We start from the raw sequence: 14829 nt of genomic DNA on the forward strand, positions 1-14829 counted from the left end.
GCCGCCCGGCGGTGTCGGGGGCCGCCGGGGCCCCGCATCCGACGGCGGCGAGCACCGCGCACAGCAGGAGCGCGGGCGCGTGGCGGCGTACGGCGGAGCGGAGGACCGGGAGCATCAGCCGATCGTACGCACCGCCGGCCCGCACGCCCTCGCCGTCGCCCTCGCCCTCAAGGGCGGGTCACCGACGACACCGGCATCATCCCGACCGGGTCATAGCGCACCCGGGCGCCGGGGTAGGGGGCGTGCACCACCTGGCCGTTGCCCACGTACATGCCGACGTGGCTGGCGTCCGAGCGGTACGTCACCAGGTCCCCGGGCTGCGCCTGCGACAGCGGCACCTGCCGGCCGGCGTGGCGCTGGGCCTGCGAGGTGCGCGGCAGGGAGACGCCCGCCTGGCGGTACGACCACACCATCAGCCCGGAGCAGTCGAAGCCGGAGGGGCCGGTGGAGCCCCACACGTACGGCCGGCCGACCGCCGCGCGGGCCGCCATCACGGCGGCCATGGCCCGCCCCGAAGCCCGCCCGCCGCCCTCGAAGGCCGGGGCCGGTTCCGGCAGGCCGTCGACGCGGCCGCCGGAGCGCGAGGCCCGCTCGAAGTCGGCGCGCTCCGCCGCGGGCATCGTGTCGAGCAACCGGCGGGCGGCGGCGAGCTTCGCCGTGACGGACCGCTTGTGCCGGGCCACGTCGGCGCGCAGGACGTCGAGGGCGGCGAGCTTGCGGGAGGCCTCCTCGCGCTGCTGCCCGATCCGACGCTGTTCCTCGCGCAGTTCGCCGAGCTGCTGGGCCTGGCGCCCGCTGAGCCGGTTCAGGACGGCGGCCTTGTCGAGGTAGTCGCGGGGGTCGTCGGAGAGCATCAGCTCGACGGTGGGGTCGATGCCGCCGGAGCGGTACTGCGCTCCGGCGAAGGTGCCGAGCACCCCGCGCATGGTGTTGATGCGGTCCTGGCCACGGGCCACCGCGTCCTGGGCCCGGCCGATCTCGGCCCGCAGCCGGTCGGCCTTCTCGCCCGCCTCGTTGTAGGCCTCGGTGGCCTTCTCGGCCTCCTCGAAGAGCCGGTCGACCTGGGCGCGGGAGCCCTGCGGTTCCTGCGGGAGGGCGGGGGCCGCGCCGGCCGGTGCGCCCGTGAGGGCCACGGCGGCGCCGGCCGCGGCGGCGGTGAAGACGGTGACCTTGGTGTTCCGGTCGAGGCCGCCCGGCCCGGTCCGGCGATGGGACGCCACGAAACCGCTCCCTTCCGCTGCGCGGCCCCGGGTCCGCCCCCCGTGGACGGCCGTGTGCCGGGGTTCCGCGCTGGCAGACAGTAGCCGCGCCGCCACACACCGGCCAACGACCCCGGGCGGGCCCGTACGGGCAGACCCCGCCGCGTTCCCAGGTCACCGGCGGGTCGCGGGGTCAGGCCGGGTCCGCGTAATTCGCCCGGATGGGCGGTGTACGGCGCGTCCCGCGGGCGCGGGAACGACGACCTCGGGCGCCTCTGCCCGCCGCGACCTCAGACGCGGACGCCGAACTGGAACGGCATGTTGTCCATGGACTCGTACTTGACGCCGCCGCGCGGGTTGGAGGCGTGCAGGGTCAGGTTGTTGCCCGCGTACAGGCCGACGTGGTGCAGGTCGCCGTAGAAGAAGACCAGGTCACCGGGTTGGAGCTGGCTGCGGCCGATGCGCGTGCCGTCGTTGACCTGGGTGTACGTGGTGCGGGAGATGCTGACGCCGGCCTGCCCGTACGCCCACTGGGTGAGCCCGGAGCAGTCGTAGGCGCTGGGGCCGGTGGCGCCCATGATGTACGCGCTGCCCAGCTTGGTCTTGGCCGCGGCCAGCGCCGCTCCGGCGCGGCCGGAGGCGCTCACGGGCGGGGCGGACGTGGCCCGGGTCTCCTTGGCCTCCTGCTCCTTCAGCTGGGCGCGCTCCCGCGCGGTCAGCGTGTTGAGGAGGGCCTGCGCCTCGGACAGCTTGTCCTGGGCGGCCTTCTTCTTCTCGCCGAGCTCCTTGCGGGTCGCGTCGAGGTCCGCGAGTTTGCCCGCGGCCTCCTGGCGCTGCTGGGCGAGGGTGCGCTGCTTGGCCTGGATCTTCGCGACGGCCTCGACCTGCTTGCCGCTGAGCTGCTGGAGGGTCGCGGCCTTGTCGAGGTAGGTCTCGGGGTCTGCGGAGAGCAGCAGGGCCACGGTCGGGTCGAGTCCGCCGCCGCGGTACTGGGCGGTGGCCATGGAACCGAGCGTGTTGCGCAGGTCGTTGAGCTCGCCCTGACCTCGGGCGACCTGGTCCTGGAGCCGCGCGATCTCCTTCTCCAGCTTCTCCTGGCGCTCGCGGGCCCCGTTGAACTTCTCGCCGGCCTGTTCCGCTTCGTCGTAGAGGGCGTCGACCCGAGACTTGACCTCGTCCTTGGTCGGTTTGTCCGGAGCGGCCACGGCCGACTGGGAGGAGAGGGCGACGGCCGCCGCCGCGGTGGCGGTGAGCACGCTGACGCGTGCGCGGGTCGGCTGCTTGGGTCGACGGTGGGACGCCACGGGGGCGGTCTCCTTCATCCTCCGGCCGCCGAGGACGGGAAGCGCACACGACGGCACACCCCCGCCCGACACCCCGTATGAGTGACCGACCGAACGAAGGTTTGAGCGCACCCTAGTGACCCTCGCTTGATCACTTCAAAGGTCCGTACGCAAAATTCCGCTTGCGTGCCGGCTTCTTTACCCACGACGCACGCTGCGTGCCGACGGCCTGACGTTACGTCTCCCACACACGCACTCAATTCAGGCATAGCGAGCAGCCGTTACAAGCCCGCCCAAGACCGCAGCAGTCAGGACACGCGTGCGAGGCGCTTCAACAGCAACGCCGACGTCACCGGCCGGGCCCCCGCCTTCGCCACCCCGTCGGCGACCTCACGGTCGGTGGAGACCACCACCACCGGCCGACCCGGCGGCTCCGCCCGCACCAACTGGCGGATCAACTCGTCCGCCGTCACCCCGGCCTTGGAGAACAGCACCCGCACCCCGCGCGGTGGCGCGAGCAGCACCGGCGCCGCCAACTCCGCCCCGTCGAAGACGCAGGTCATCTCCGCACCCGTCTGCGCGGCCAGCATCGACAGCCCGCCCAGCAGCCGCAGCCGCTGCTTCTCCAGCGGCATCGTCGGATAGCCGGTCTTGGTCACGTTGTAGCCGTCGACCACCAGGTGCGCCTGCGGCAGCGCCAACAGCTGGTCCAGCAGCGCCGGATCGGTCTCCGACAGCGCCCGCGCCGCGATGTCCTTCGGGGTCATCCGGCCCGGCTCGACCGCCTCCACCGTGTCCGCGGGCCGCGTCGAGACCGGCGGCAGCGCCAGCTCGCGCCGCAGCCCCGCCGCCGCGTCCAACACGGTGTCCAACAGGAGCCGCAGCCGCATGTCCTCGATGCTGCGCCCCTCGCGGGTGGCCCGCCGCGAGGTCTCCAGCGCCGACTCCACCTCCGCCAGCCGGGACTTGAGCCGACGGCTCTCGCTCTCGGCCGCCGTCACCTGCGCGGCCGCCTCCGCGCGGATTCCGTCGATCTCGGCGGCCACCTTGCGCAGGGCCGCCTCACCCCGCTTGACGTCGCTGAGGGCACTGCGCAGTTTGCGCTGAAGCGATTCCGCTTCCTTGCGGGCGGCCTCCAGCTCGGCCCGGACCTGCTCACCGCCGGCCCGCCGGCTCTCCCGTTCGTGGGCCAGTTCCTCGCGCAGCCGCTCCAGCTCGCGGCGGGTCTCGTCACCGACCCGCTCGGCGTCGGCGCGCTGCGCCTCCTCGCCGGCGGCGGCGACCAGCTTGACCCAGCCCGCCGGGCGCAGCACGTACGCCGCGGCCGCCACGTCCAGCGGATCGGCGGCGGCCGGCGGGGCGCCCGCTTCCAGCGCGCCCGCCAGCTCGGGCTGCGCCTCGCGCAGCTTCTCCGCGATCCGGCCCCGGAAGACCGCGTCGGTCTCCACGGCCGCGGCCATGGCGTTGCCGGCGAACTTGGCCCGTCGGCTCGGGGTGAAACGGGCGTACTGGCGCAGCTGCGCCGGGAGGTCCGCGATCGTCAGCGCGCCGAAGGCGTCCGAGACGAGCGCGACGACCCGGCGCCGCACGCCTTCCGGCAGCGGGCGGTCGAGGACCTCCGCGGCGTCGCCGGCCGCGTCGGCCGGCCCAGCGCCGCTTGCTGGCTCCACAATCCGTCACCCCTACCGTGATCTACTGTGGGCCCGGCTCCGTCAGGAGTCGGCGCCCGGCCTGTCCACGAGCTCGATCTGGTCCACCGCGTTGCACCAGCGACAGCGGACCGACTCGATGGTCTCACTGACCACCTCGCGCTCCTCGACCTTGGGCTCCCCGGCGAGGTCCAGGTGGACGTACTCCACGACCTTCGACGAACGGGTGACGTCGAACCGTGTGAGGTTGCCGCACAGGGTGCAGCGCCACCGGGTGGTGTCGGTCGGCAGGGGAACCGTCATCAGGCCGCTCTCTCCTTCGTAGCTCATTCAATTAAAGCCTTCCGCGGCGATCGACGGACCGCAGCACGTAACCCTACGGCCTGGCACCACCCTCGGGTGGGTCCGCCTGCGTCATGCTCTGTCGCATGATCGTAAGGTGGCGGACCGTGCGCGATGCCGCCCGGGGCCCGGTGGTCACGTACGCGCTGATGGCCGGATGCTGCGTGGCGTTCCTCTTGAGCCCGGCCTCCGGCCTGAATCCGACGTACGGGACGGGCGAGCGGCTGCTCACGACGGGCACGGCGTACTTCCGGCACTGGGGGGTGGTTCCCGACGAGCTGTTCTCCGGCGCGGGGCGACCCCTGCTGACGCCGCTGACGGCCCTGTTCGTCCACGGCAGTTGGCTGCACCTGCTGGGGAACCTGCTGTTCCTCCACGTCTTCGGCGCGATGACGGAGCAACGGATGGGCCGGATCCCGTTCCTGCTGTTCTACGTCTGCGCGGGCTACCTGGCGCTCGCCGCGTACGCGGCGGCCAACGCCTCCTCGGACCAGACCCTGGTCGGCGCCTCCGGCGCGATCTCGGCGGTGCTCGGCGCCTTCCTGTGCCTCTTCCCGAAGGCCCGGGTGACGAGCCTGTTCCCGTTCCTGCTGTTCCTGCCGCTGCGCTTCCCGGCGTGGATCGTGCTGATGTTCTGGTTCGGGCTCCAGTGGCTGGCCGCGCACCGGGCGGGAAGCGGCCCGGGAGTGGCGTACCTGGCCCATGTCGTGGGCTTCTCGGTGGGGTTCCTGTACGCGTGGGTGCGCTATCGGCGTACGACTAGAGTGGGACGACCAGTGACAGCAGTCGAGGGAGACAGTCAGCCGTGATCACCGCGATCGTGCTCATCAAGACCAGCGTGGACCGCATCCCCGAGATCGCCGAAGCCATCGCCGCGCTGGACAGCGTCAGCGAGGTCTACTCCGTCACCGGTACGTACGACCTGATCGCTCTGGTCCGCGTGGCCCGCCACGAGAACCTCGCGGACATCATCCCCGGCCGCATCAGCAAGATCCCGGGCGTCGAGGCCACGGACACCCACGTCGCGTTCCGCACCTACTCCCAGCACGACCTCGAAGCGGCCTTCGCCATCGGCCTGGACGCCTGACGGCGACGGCGCGCGGTCAGGAGACGGGCACGCAGCGGCCCTCTTCCGTGCGGTACCGCCACTTGGCGCCGTCCTCGACCAGTTCCCTCACGGCCCGCACGAAGCGCTCGACGTGCTCGTCGGGGGTGCCGGCGCCGAAGCTGACGCGGATCGCGTTCAGGGAGGGATCCCCCGGCGCCGCCTCCGGGGCTCCGCACTCGCCCTGGGCCTGCGGCTCGCCGCCGAGGAGGGTACGGACCAGCGGGTGGGCGCAGAACAGGCCGTCGCGGACGCCGATGCCGTACTCGGCGGAGAGCGCGGCCGCGAAGTGGGAGCTGTTCCAGCCGTCCACCACGAACGAGATGACGCCGACCCGCGGGGCGTCGTCGCCGAAGAGGGACAGGACGCGGACGGCCGGGACCTCCGCCAGGCCCTCGCGGACCTTCGCGATCAGGTGCCGCTCCCGCGCGACGAGGTGCTCGAAGCCCGCCTCGGTCAGGGTCTTGCAGGCGGAGGCGATCGCGTAAGCGCCGATGACGTTCGGGGAGCCGGCCTCGTGGCGGGCGGCGGTGGTGTGCCACTCGACGTCGACGCCGCCGTCCTCGCGGCGGGCGACCTTACGGGAGGCCCCGCCCCCGGCGAGGTACGGCTCGGCCTCCCGCAGCCAGTCGGCGCGGCCGGCGAGCACGCCCGAGCCGAAGGGCGCGTACAGCTTGTGCCCGGAGAAGGCGACCCAGTCCACGTCGAGGTCCCGGACGGACACCGGGTGGTGCGGGGCCAGCTGGGCGGCGTCCAACACGATCCGCGCGCCGTGGGCGTGCGCGGCGGCGGCCAGCTCCTTGACGGGCCACAGCTCGCCGGTGACGTTGGAGGCGCCGGTGACGCAGACCAAAGCCGGGCCTTCCCCCGCGAGCGCCCGCTCCAGGGTGGCGACGGCCTCGCCCGGGGTGCGCGGCGCGTCGAGGTAGGTGACGCGCGCGTTCGTCCACGGCAGGAGCGAGGCGTGGTGCTCGGTCTCGAAGACGAATACCCGGCAGTCGGCCGGGAGCACGGCGGCGAGCAGGTTGAGGGAGTCGGTCGTGGAGCGGGTGAAGACCACCTGGTCGGTGGGGCGGCAGTCGAGGAACTCGGCGACCGCGGCCCGGCTCTGCTCGAAGAGGTCGGTGGAGAGCTGCGAGAGGTACCCGGCGCCGCGGTGCACGCTGCCGTAGTACGGGGCGTACGCGGCGACGTCGTCCCAGACGCGCTGGAGGGCGGGGGCGCTGGCCGCGTAGTCCAGGGCGGCGTAGGTGACCTCGCCGCCGGTGACGAGCGGGACGGTGACGTCACGGCCGAGGACCGGGAGCGGCCCGTCACAGGCGGGGGCGGGGGCGGCGGCGGTGGCGGCGGCGGTGGTGACGTTCGGGGATGCGGACGCGTATGCGGACATGGCGGTGTCTCCCGGCAGGCAGGGCTGAATGGCTTCGGTGTGCCCGTACGCGGGTACGGCTCGACGGCCGTCCGGGGTACGGGAAAGTCCTCGGAGATCGAAGGCGGGTACACGGAAGCGACCCTGGTCCGAGGGGGTGAAGAAGGGGCGGAGTCGCCCTATCGCATTCGCTTGCTCACGGAAAAACGCTCCTCTAGAGACCAGGACCCCTGGCCTCATCTCATTCAAGAGATGTGAGGGATCCGCGCTTGCCGTAGACCTCGCTGCCTACGGCCTGGTCATCACCCGGGGCACCCCGCCACGGAAGGAGGGTTGCCGGACAGCAAGCCGGGGCCTAAACGCTGTCACTCGTGACCTGGAGAGCATCTTGCCACAAGATCCTCCGATGACAAGACCCCGGTCCGCCATCCGGACCGGGGCCGTCGATCACCCGCCTTACGCGTTGCTCGCCGTCACCCAGCGCTCCAGGGCCGCTCGGGCGGCGCCCGAGTCGATGGCCTCGGCCGCGCGGGCGATGCCCGCCGCGATCTGCTCCTCCAGCGAGCCCGTACCGGGGTCCAGCGCCACCAGCGCCGCCGCCGAGTTCAGCAGGACGGCGTCCCGTACCGGGCCCGTCTCACCGGCGAACAGCCGGCGGGCGACGTCCGCGTTGTACGAGGCGTCCTCGCCGCGCAGTCGGGACACGTCGACGAGCTCGATCCCGACGTCGCGCGGGTCGAACGGCAGCTCGGTGACGGTTCCCTCGCGCACCCACCACACCCGGGAAGTGGCCGTCGTCGTCAGCTCGTCGAGGCCGTCGTCCCCGCGGAAGACGAGCGCCGAGGAGCCGCGCTCGGCGAGGACGCCCGCGACGATGGGCGCCATCCGGGCGTCGGCGACGCCCGTGGCCTGGGCCCGGACCCGGGCCGGGTTGGTGAGGGGGCCGAGGAAGTTGAAGGTGGTCCGGATGCCGAGCTCCTTGCGGGCCGCCGCCACGTGCCGCAGCGCCGGGTGGAACTTCACCGCGAAGCAGAAGGTGATGCCGGCTTCCTCGGCGACCTGCGCCACCCGGGCCGGTGCCAGGTCCAGGTTGACGCCGAGCTTCTCCAGGACGTCCGAGGAGCCGCTCGCGGAGGACGCGGCCCGGTTGCCGTGCTTGACGACCTTCGCGCCGGTACCGGCGACGACGACCGCCGACATGGTCGAGATGTTGACCGTCTTCGCGCCGTCGCCGCCCGTGCCGACGATGTCCACCGTCCGGCCCGGGACCTCGATCAGGTTGGCGTGGTCGTACATGGCCCGCACCAGACCGTTGATCTCCGCGACCGTCTCGCCCTTGGCGCGCAGGGCGACCGCGAAGCCGGCGATCTGCGCGTCGGTGGCCTCGCCCCGCATGATCCGGTCCATGGCCCAGGCCGCGTCGTCCGCGGTGAGGTCCTGGCCCGTCAGCAGCGCGTCGAGGACGCCCGGCCAGCCACGGGCCGCCACGCTGTCGCCGCCTGCCGGGGTCGCAACGTTCATGGTCCGCTCCTGCTGTTGGTCGGCCGCCCGATGTCGGGGTCCACGTCGTATGGGAACGATCTCAGCCTATCCAGTGCCCTGGGCGGCAAAGAGCCCCGTCCAGACACTGGACGGGGCTCTCGCCGTGGCGACACCAGGATCGACCGGAATCAATCCCTCAAGCGGTCGTGCCGGAGATCAGTGGTGGCCGTGGCCGCTCTGGATCTCCTTGTACTCCTCCACGGTGGGCTTCGGAATCTGGTTGCCCTCCGCGAACATGCCCTTGCTGAGCTTCGCCCGCAGCTTCTCGCCGGACGTCACCTTGCGCTCGACGCCGTTCTCGTCGACCGTCGGGCCGATCTCGATCGGCTCGTACTGCTCGTGCGAGGTGAGCGTGTGCAGCTTGGCCTGCGAGAGCGGCTCGTGGACCTCGACGAACTCACCGTGCGGCAGACGCTTGATGATGCCGGTCTCGCGACCGTGCAGCACCTTGTCGTTGTCCCGGCGCTGGAGGCCGAGGCAGATCCGCTTGGTGACGATGAACGCCAGGACCGGGACGACGAAGAAGCCGATCCGGACGAACCACGTGATCGCGTTGATCGACAGGTGGAAGTACTGGGCGAACATGTCGTTGCCGCCGCCGATGAGGAGCACGATGTACTCCGCGATCCAGGCGACACCGAAGGCCGTACGGGTCGGGACGTTGCGCGGGCGGTCCAGGATGTGGTGCTCGCGCTTGTCGCCGGTGACCCAGGACTCGATGAACGGCCAGACGGCGATGGCGCCCAGGACCAGCGGGAAGAGCACCAGCGGGATGAACACGCCCAGGACGAGCGTGTGGCCCCACAGGTTGATCTCCCAGCCCGGCATGGCTCGGATGAGGCCTTCCGGCATACCCATGTACCAGTCGGGCTGTGCGCCGGTGGACACGTGGTCCGGGCGGTACGGGCCGAGCGCCCAGATCGGGTTGATCGAGGCGATCGCCGCGATCGCCGCGATGACACCGAAGACCAGGAAGAAGAAGCCTCCGGCCTTGGCCATGTAGACCGGCAGCAGCGGCATGCCGACGACGTTCTTCTCGGTCTTGCCGGGGCCGGCGTACTGGGTGTGCTTGTGGAACACGACCAGGATCAGGTGCGCGACCAGCAGACCCATCATGATGCCGGGCAGCAGCAGGATGTGGACCGAGTAGAAGCGAGCGACGAAGTCGCCGCCCGGGAACTCGCCGCCGAACAGGAACATCGACAGGTAGGTGCCGACGATCGGGACGGAGAGGATGGCGCCCTGCATGAAGCGGACACCGGTACCCGAGAGCAGGTCGTCCGGCAGCGAGTAACCGGTGAAACCGGTGAACATGCCGAGGACCAGCAGCAGGAAGCCGAAGATCCAGTTGACCTCACGCGGCTTGCGGAACGCGCCGGTGAAGAAGACGCGCATCATGTGCACGACCATCGCCGCGACGAAGATCAGCGCCGCCCAGTGGTGGATCTGTCGGATGAGCAGACCACCGCGGACGTCGAAGCTGATGTCCAGGGTCGAGGCGAAGGCCTCGGACATCATGACGCCCTGCATCGGCACGTACGAGCCGTGGTACTCCACCTCGTTCATGCTCGGGTGGAAGAACAGCGTCAGGTACACACCCGTGAGGATGATGATGATGAAGGCGTAGAGGCAGATCTCACCCAGCATGAAGGACCAGTGGTCCGGGAAGATCTTGCGCATGTTCGCCTTGGCGAGGCTGTAGATGCCCAGGCGGCCGTCCGCCCAGTCCGCTACGCGCTCGCCGGCCGGCGCTTTGCGCTTGTTGTTGTCGCTGGTGCTCATCCGCGCTCCCAGAATGCAGGACCGACGGGCTCTTCGAAGTCGCCGTGCGCCTCGAGGAAGCCTTCGTCATTCACGCCGATCCGCAGCTGCGGAAGCGCGTGACCGGCCGGGCCGAAGATGACACGGGCGCCGTCGGAGAGGTCGAAGGTGGACTGGTGGCACGGGCAGAGCACGTGGTGCGTCTGCTGCTCGTACAGGCTGATCGGGCAGCCGACGTGGGTGCAGATCTTGGAGAAGGCCACGATGCCGTCGTGGGACCACTCCAGTTCCTTCTTGTCCTTGATGTCCTCCGGCTGGATACGGACGATCATCAGGGCGGCCTTGGCGATCTGCACCTGGAAGTCGTGCTGTTCCTCCTCCAGGCCTTCCGGCATGGCGAAGGTCAGCGAACCGACCAGGACGTCCTCGGGACGCAGCGGCTCCATCGTGTTCTGGTTGATGAGCAGCTTGCCCTTGGACCACAGGGTCTTGCGGAGCTTGTCCTCGGGCAGGGGGCCGAGGTCGCGCATGATCACGAGGGCCGACAGCGGCAGCATGGCCAGCGCGCCGATCATCGTGTTCTTGATCAGGGGGCGGCGGGCGATGCCGGACTCGTTCGCACCATCGGCGAAGTCCTGCATGACCTGCGCCTTGACCTCCGGCGAAGCGGCGATCTCGTGCCGGTCGTCTGCGACCTCCACGTCGGACATCAGGGTGCGGGCCCAGTGGACCGCGCCCGCGCCGATGCAGAACAGAGCCGCGCCCAGGGTCAGACCCAGGGCGAAGTTCAGGGCGCTCACCTTCCCGAGCGGGAAGATGTAGACGATCTTGTCGACGGGCAGGGTCACGAACGCCGCGATGAAGCCGACCGTGGCCAGCATCGACAGCGTGAACAGCATCGCGACCGTACGCTCGGACCGCTTGGCGGCCCGCTCGTCGATGTCCTGGATACGCGGCTTGTGAACCGGGAGGCCGGGGTCGGCGAACGGGTCGTCCGCGACCGCTACGCCACCGTGGTGCGCGTCGCCCTGCTCGCTCGGCAGGTGCTTGTCTTCGGGAATGTCTTGGCTACTCATGACTTCTTGGCCTTAGCGGTGTGGGCCGCGACCCAGACGGCAACAGCGATCAGCGCACCCAGACCGAAGATCCAGCCGAACAGACCCTCGGAGACGGGACCGAGGCCGCCGAGCTTGAGGCCACCGGGGCTGGTGGACTTCTCGCCGTTGACGTTCTCGAGGTACGCGATGATGTCCTTCTTCTGCTTCTCCGGCATCGTGCTGTCCGGGAAGGAGGGCATGTTCTGCGGGCCGGTGAGCATGGCCTCGTAGATGTGCTTCGGCGAGACGCCCTCAAGGTTGGGGGCGTACTTGCCGTTCGTCAGCGCGCCACCCTCGCCGGTGAAGTTGTGGCACTGCGCGCAGTTGTTGCGGAACAGCTCACCACCAGCGGCGATGTCGGCACCCGCGGGGTCGTACTGCTTCTCGGTCGGCGTGATCGGGCCGGCGCCGAGCGACGCGATGTACGCCGCGAGCTGGTCGATCTGCGCCTGGTCGTAGACGACCGGCTTCTTCGGCACCTGCGCGCCGGGCTGCTGGGCGGGCATGCGGCCCGTGCTCACCTGGAAGTCGACCGCCGCGGAGCCGACGCCGACCAGGCTGGGGCCGTCAGAGGATCCCTGACCGCCGGTTCCGTGGCAGCTTGCGCAGCCCACGGCGTAGAGCTTCTTGCCCTCCTCGATGGCGAGGGACTGGGCGGTTACATCGGCCTGCGCCTTGCTCGCGGGCGCGAAGGCGGCGTACAGCCCCCCAGTGACCGCCAGCGCGAAGAGTAGAACGACGACCGCCGCCAGCGGATGGCGTCGTCGTGCGGAGAGCTTTTTCACGGATTACCCCGGTGTCAGGATCTTCTGCGTCGGTGTTTCTGGATGGAGTGCCGGGCTCGGACCCGGCGACGTGTTCGCTACTTGATCAGGTAGATCGTCGCGAAGAGGCCGATCCAGACGACATCGACGAAGTGCCAGTAGTAGGACACGACGATGGCCGACGTGGCCTGTTCGTGGGTGAACCTCTTGGCCGCGTACGTCCGGCCGAGGACCAGCAGGAAGGCGATGAGACCGCCCGTCACGTGCAGACCGTGGAAGCCGGTGGTCAGGTAGAAGACCGAGCCGTACGGTCCGGACGAGAGCGACATGCCCTCGTGCTTGACCAGCTCGGTGTACTCGAACACCTGGCCGCCAATGAAGATCGCACCCATGACGAACGTGATGATGAACCACGTCCGGAGCTTCTTCACGTCACCGCGCTCGGCGGCGAACACGCCGAGCTGGCAGGTGAGCGAGGAAAGCACCAGGATCGTGGTGTTCGTCGCCGAGAAGGGCAGATTCAAGGCCGAGGCCTGCTCTGTCCAGTACTCGGCGCCCGTCACGGATCGCAGGGTGAAGTACATCGCGAAGAGGGCCGCGAAGAACATCAGCTCGGAACTCAACCAGATGATGGTTCCGACGCTGACGAGGTTCGGCCGATTGACCGTCGGGTGCGCGTGCCCGGTATCTACTGTCGTTGCTGTCGCCACGACCGACATTATGTCGGTCGCTTATCCCGCCCTCACCCCGGGGGGTGCCGTTCGGAGTGTCAGGGGCGTGTGCAAGGCCCGAACGGCCCATCAGACGAGTGATCGGGAGGCTGTCCGAACCGATGTTGACAGCGGGTCGGACGGAGTAGCATCCCGCGCATCATCAGCGTGATTCACGGACACGTGGAGGAACGAAATGCGGGCGACTGCGCGGGTTCTGGTCTACAGCGACGACGCGGGCACCCGGGAGCAGGTGCGGCTGGCGGCCGGGCGCAGGCCGGCGGCGGACCTGCCGCCGGTGGAGTTCCTGGAGTGCGCCACGCTTCCGGCGGTTCTCAAGGAGCTCGACGCCGGCGGCGTCGACGTGTGTGTGTTGGACGGCGAGGCGGTCCCGGCCGGGGGCATGGGCGTGTGCCGGCAGATCAAGGACGAGATCTTCCGTTGTCCCCCGGTGCTGCTCCTGATGGGGCGCCCCCAGGACGCCTGGTTGGCCACCTGGAGCCGCGCGGACGCGGCGGTGACCCTTCCGGTGGATCCGGTCGACTTCCCCGAGGTCCTGGCGGGCCTCCTGCGCGCCCGGCTCTCCTCGAACGCCGCCTGACCCACCGCTTGACCCATCGCTCCCCCGTAGGGCCCCTGCAGGGCCCCACGGTTGACGTTGACGGCACGGTCGGGTGAGCCGAAGGGCCGCCGACAACGGCGGCCCCGAGGCGAAGTCGACCTAGACCGTGGGCCGCAGGCGGGCCTGGTCGAGGGGGCTGCGGCCTTCCTGGGTGCCCTTCAGGAGGGCGCTGCCCTCACGCCAGTCCTTCCAGTCCATGTTCCAGTCGCCGTAGCCGTTGCCGAAGGTGTCCATGTCCTCGCCGATGCTGTTGATCACCCTGACGATGTCGCCCTCGGTGATGTTCTCGTAGAACCAGGCGGCGTTGCCGGTGCTCATGCCGGTGCACCCGTGGCTGACGTTCGCGTAGCCGTGGGAGCCGACGGACCACGGCGCGGCGTGGACGTATTCACCGCTCCATGTCACCCGTGTGGCGTAGTAGACGGGCAGGTTGTAGTACTCGCTGCCGCCGATGCCGACGGTGTCGCCACGCATCCGGACGAAGTACTGCTTGCCGAGCACCACCTTGACGCCGTTGCGGGTGGAGAAGCCGGGCTTGCCGGTGGTCACCGGAATGGTGTTGATCACTTCGCCGTTGCGCTCGAACGTGAGGTAGTGCGAGGCGGCGTCGGTGGTGACCTCCACCCGGTCGCCGATCTCCAGTTTCACGGGCTTCGAGGCGGTTCCGTGCAACTCGTCGCCGATCCTGATGCCTTCCAGGTTGCTCCGTACGGAGACGGTGGTGTGCGCCGGCCAGTAGTCCTTCGGGCGGTAGTGCAGGTTCTTGTCGTCCACCCAGTGCCAGGCGCCCTCGACGCCGCTGGGCGCGTCGACGACGAGGCCGCGCTCGACGAGGGCCCGTTGGGCCTTGTCCTTGATGGGCTCGCTGAGTTCGGCCGTGAAAGGCTGTCCGACGCCGTACGTGCCCTCGTCCGGGCCGAACTCGACCTGGAGGACCTTCTTCGCCGGGGTGGTGTCGAAGGACAGGGTGCGGCGGCCTGACGCGCCGTGTTCGTCCTCGGTGCCGACGGTGACGGTGTAGTGGACGCCCGCGGCCATGGGGGCGGTGCTGTGCCAGCGGTCGCCCTTCGCGGAGAGTTCACCCGCCAGACGCCGCCCGTGAGTGTCCACGACGGTCACGTCGGTCAGTCGGGCCCCGGGGGCCTTGGCGGTGACTTCGATCGGCTTGTCGGGGTCCACGGCCCTGCCCGCAGAGGCCCGGTTGAAGGTGATCTGGTCGCCCGCGTCGTACGGACGGGCGGACAGCGGGTTGTCGTCGGACCCGCAGGCGGTGGCGCCGGCACCAAGGGACGCGACCAGCAGGGAACAGCCGATGACCGTCCAAAGACGCGGTGAGTGCTTCATGGAGCCAACGCTATGAAGATATGACATTTACGGCGCGCGGGG

The 14829-nt window shown here is 70.2% G+C and carries 14 protein-coding genes and 1 riboswitch; of the genes, 3 read left to right on the forward strand and 11 right to left on the reverse strand.

The annotated features are described in order from the left end of the window. Window positions 1-167: 167 nt before the first annotated feature. From M4D82_RS09890 to M4D82_RS09905, 4 genes are all read right to left on the reverse strand, one after another. Entirely contained in the window at window positions 168-1220 is a 1053-nt protein-coding gene (locus M4D82_RS09890) for a C40 family peptidase (RefSeq protein ID WP_249765682.1), read from the reverse strand. Window positions 1221-1489: 269 nt separating this feature from the next. Next, the gene (locus M4D82_RS09895; RefSeq protein WP_249765683.1) at window positions 1490-2503 is read right to left on the reverse strand and encodes a C40 family peptidase; all 1014 of its coding nucleotides are present in this window, start codon (window positions 2501-2503) and stop codon (window positions 1490-1492) included. A gap of 287 nt (window positions 2504-2790) precedes the next feature. Further along, entirely contained in the window at window positions 2791-4155 is a 1365-nt protein-coding gene (locus M4D82_RS09900; RefSeq protein ID WP_249771653.1) for an NYN domain-containing protein, read from the reverse strand. 39 nt (window positions 4156-4194) lie between these two features. Then, window positions 4195-4434, reverse strand: coding sequence for a hypothetical protein (locus tag M4D82_RS09905; RefSeq protein ID WP_249771655.1), 240 nt, complete (start codon window positions 4432-4434; stop codon window positions 4195-4197). A 113-nt stretch (window positions 4435-4547) separates the two neighbouring features. On the opposite strand from M4D82_RS09905, the gene M4D82_RS09910 reads away from it, so the two are divergent. Both M4D82_RS09910 and M4D82_RS09915 read left to right on the forward strand, forming a co-directional pair. Continuing rightward, a complete protein-coding gene (locus M4D82_RS09910; RefSeq protein ID WP_249765684.1) occupies window positions 4548-5282 on the forward strand; it encodes a rhomboid family intramembrane serine protease in 735 nt (244 codons plus the stop codon). After that, window positions 5279-5560: an Lrp/AsnC ligand binding domain-containing protein gene (locus tag M4D82_RS09915; protein ID WP_031148522.1), complete on the forward strand. Its 282-nt coding sequence runs from the start codon at window positions 5279-5281 to the stop codon at window positions 5558-5560. Before M4D82_RS09910 ends, M4D82_RS09915 begins: the two co-directional genes overlap by 4 nt. Window positions 5561-5576: 16 nt before the next feature. Here the strand turns inward: M4D82_RS09915 and M4D82_RS09920 are convergent, their stop codons facing one another. The 6 genes from M4D82_RS09920 to ctaE form a co-directional block, all read right to left on the reverse strand. Next, the gene (locus tag M4D82_RS09920; RefSeq protein ID WP_249765685.1) at window positions 5577-6968 is read right to left on the reverse strand and encodes an aminotransferase class V-fold PLP-dependent enzyme; all 1392 of its coding nucleotides are present in this window, start codon (window positions 6966-6968) and stop codon (window positions 5577-5579) included. A 239-nt stretch (window positions 6969-7207) separates the two neighbouring features. Continuing rightward, window positions 7208-7324: riboswitch (SAM riboswitch) on the reverse strand. A 79-nt stretch (window positions 7325-7403) separates the two neighbouring features. Continuing rightward, the gene (trpD, locus tag M4D82_RS09925; protein ID WP_249765686.1) at window positions 7404-8468 is read right to left on the reverse strand and encodes an anthranilate phosphoribosyltransferase; all 1065 of its coding nucleotides are present in this window, start codon (window positions 8466-8468) and stop codon (window positions 7404-7406) included. 177 nt (window positions 8469-8645) lie between these two features. Beyond that, window positions 8646-10271: a cytochrome bc1 complex cytochrome b subunit gene (qcrB, locus tag M4D82_RS09930; RefSeq protein ID WP_249765687.1), complete on the reverse strand. Its 1626-nt coding sequence runs from the start codon at window positions 10269-10271 to the stop codon at window positions 8646-8648. Then, window positions 10268-11326, reverse strand: a complete 1059-nt coding sequence (qcrA, locus tag M4D82_RS09935) for a cytochrome bc1 complex Rieske iron-sulfur subunit (RefSeq protein ID WP_249765688.1) — start codon at window positions 11324-11326, stop codon at window positions 10268-10270. Before qcrA ends, qcrB begins: the two co-directional genes overlap by 4 nt. Continuing rightward, on the reverse strand, window positions 11323-12132 hold the full coding sequence (gene qcrC, locus M4D82_RS09940; protein ID WP_249765689.1) for a cytochrome bc1 complex diheme cytochrome c subunit: 810 nt from the start codon (window positions 12130-12132) through the stop codon (window positions 11323-11325). The genes qcrA and qcrC overlap by 4 nt, the downstream gene beginning before the upstream one ends. 77 nt (window positions 12133-12209) lie before the next feature. Further along, window positions 12210-12830: an aa3-type cytochrome oxidase subunit III gene (gene ctaE / locus M4D82_RS09945; protein WP_008738823.1), complete on the reverse strand. Its 621-nt coding sequence runs from the start codon at window positions 12828-12830 to the stop codon at window positions 12210-12212. A 187-nt stretch (window positions 12831-13017) separates the two neighbouring features. On the opposite strand from ctaE, the gene M4D82_RS09950 reads away from it, so the two are divergent. Continuing rightward, window positions 13018-13422: a DNA-binding transcriptional response regulator gene (locus M4D82_RS09950; protein WP_249765690.1), complete on the forward strand. Its 405-nt coding sequence runs from the start codon at window positions 13018-13020 to the stop codon at window positions 13420-13422. 120 nt (window positions 13423-13542) lie between these two features. Here M4D82_RS09950 and M4D82_RS09955 read toward each other — a convergent pair whose 3' ends face one another. Then, window positions 13543-14787, reverse strand: coding sequence for a L,D-transpeptidase (locus M4D82_RS09955; protein ID WP_249765691.1), 1245 nt, complete (start codon window positions 14785-14787; stop codon window positions 13543-13545). Between the last annotated feature and the right edge of the window lie 42 nt (window positions 14788-14829).

Origin of the sequence: Streptomyces sp. RerS4 (assembly GCF_023515955.1) — a bacterium.
Classification (GTDB): Bacteria; Actinomycetota; Actinomycetes; order Streptomycetales; family Streptomycetaceae; genus Streptomyces.

What these genes read in the sequence shown, in the direction of transcription:
- M4D82_RS09905 (WP_249771655.1), bottom strand. Translation starts at nt 4,434, where the DNA reads ATGACGGTTCCCCTGCCGACCGACACCACCCGGTGGCGCTGCACCCTG.
- M4D82_RS09910 (WP_249765684.1), top strand. Translation starts at nt 4,548, where the DNA reads ATGCTCTGTCGCATGATCGTAAGGTGGCGGACCGTGCGCGATGCCGCC.
- M4D82_RS09920 (WP_249765685.1), bottom strand. Translation starts at nt 6,968, where the DNA reads ATGTCCGCATACGCGTCCGCATCCCCGAACGTCACCACCGCCGCCGCC.
- trpD (WP_249765686.1), bottom strand. Translation starts at nt 8,468, where the DNA reads ATGAACGTTGCGACCCCGGCAGGCGGCGACAGCGTGGCGGCCCGTGGC.
- qcrB (WP_249765687.1), bottom strand. Translation starts at nt 10,271, where the DNA reads ATGAGCACCAGCGACAACAACAAGCGCAAAGCGCCGGCCGGCGAGCGC.
- qcrA (WP_249765688.1), bottom strand. Translation starts at nt 11,326, where the DNA reads ATGAGTAGCCAAGACATTCCCGAAGACAAGCACCTGCCGAGCGAGCAG.
- ctaE (WP_008738823.1), bottom strand. Translation starts at nt 12,830, where the DNA reads ATGTCGGTCGTGGCGACAGCAACGACAGTAGATACCGGGCACGCGCAC.
- M4D82_RS09950 (WP_249765690.1), top strand. Translation starts at nt 13,018, where the DNA reads ATGCGGGCGACTGCGCGGGTTCTGGTCTACAGCGACGACGCGGGCACC.
- M4D82_RS09955 (WP_249765691.1), bottom strand. Translation starts at nt 14,787, where the DNA reads ATGAAGCACTCACCGCGTCTTTGGACGGTCATCGGCTGTTCCCTGCTG.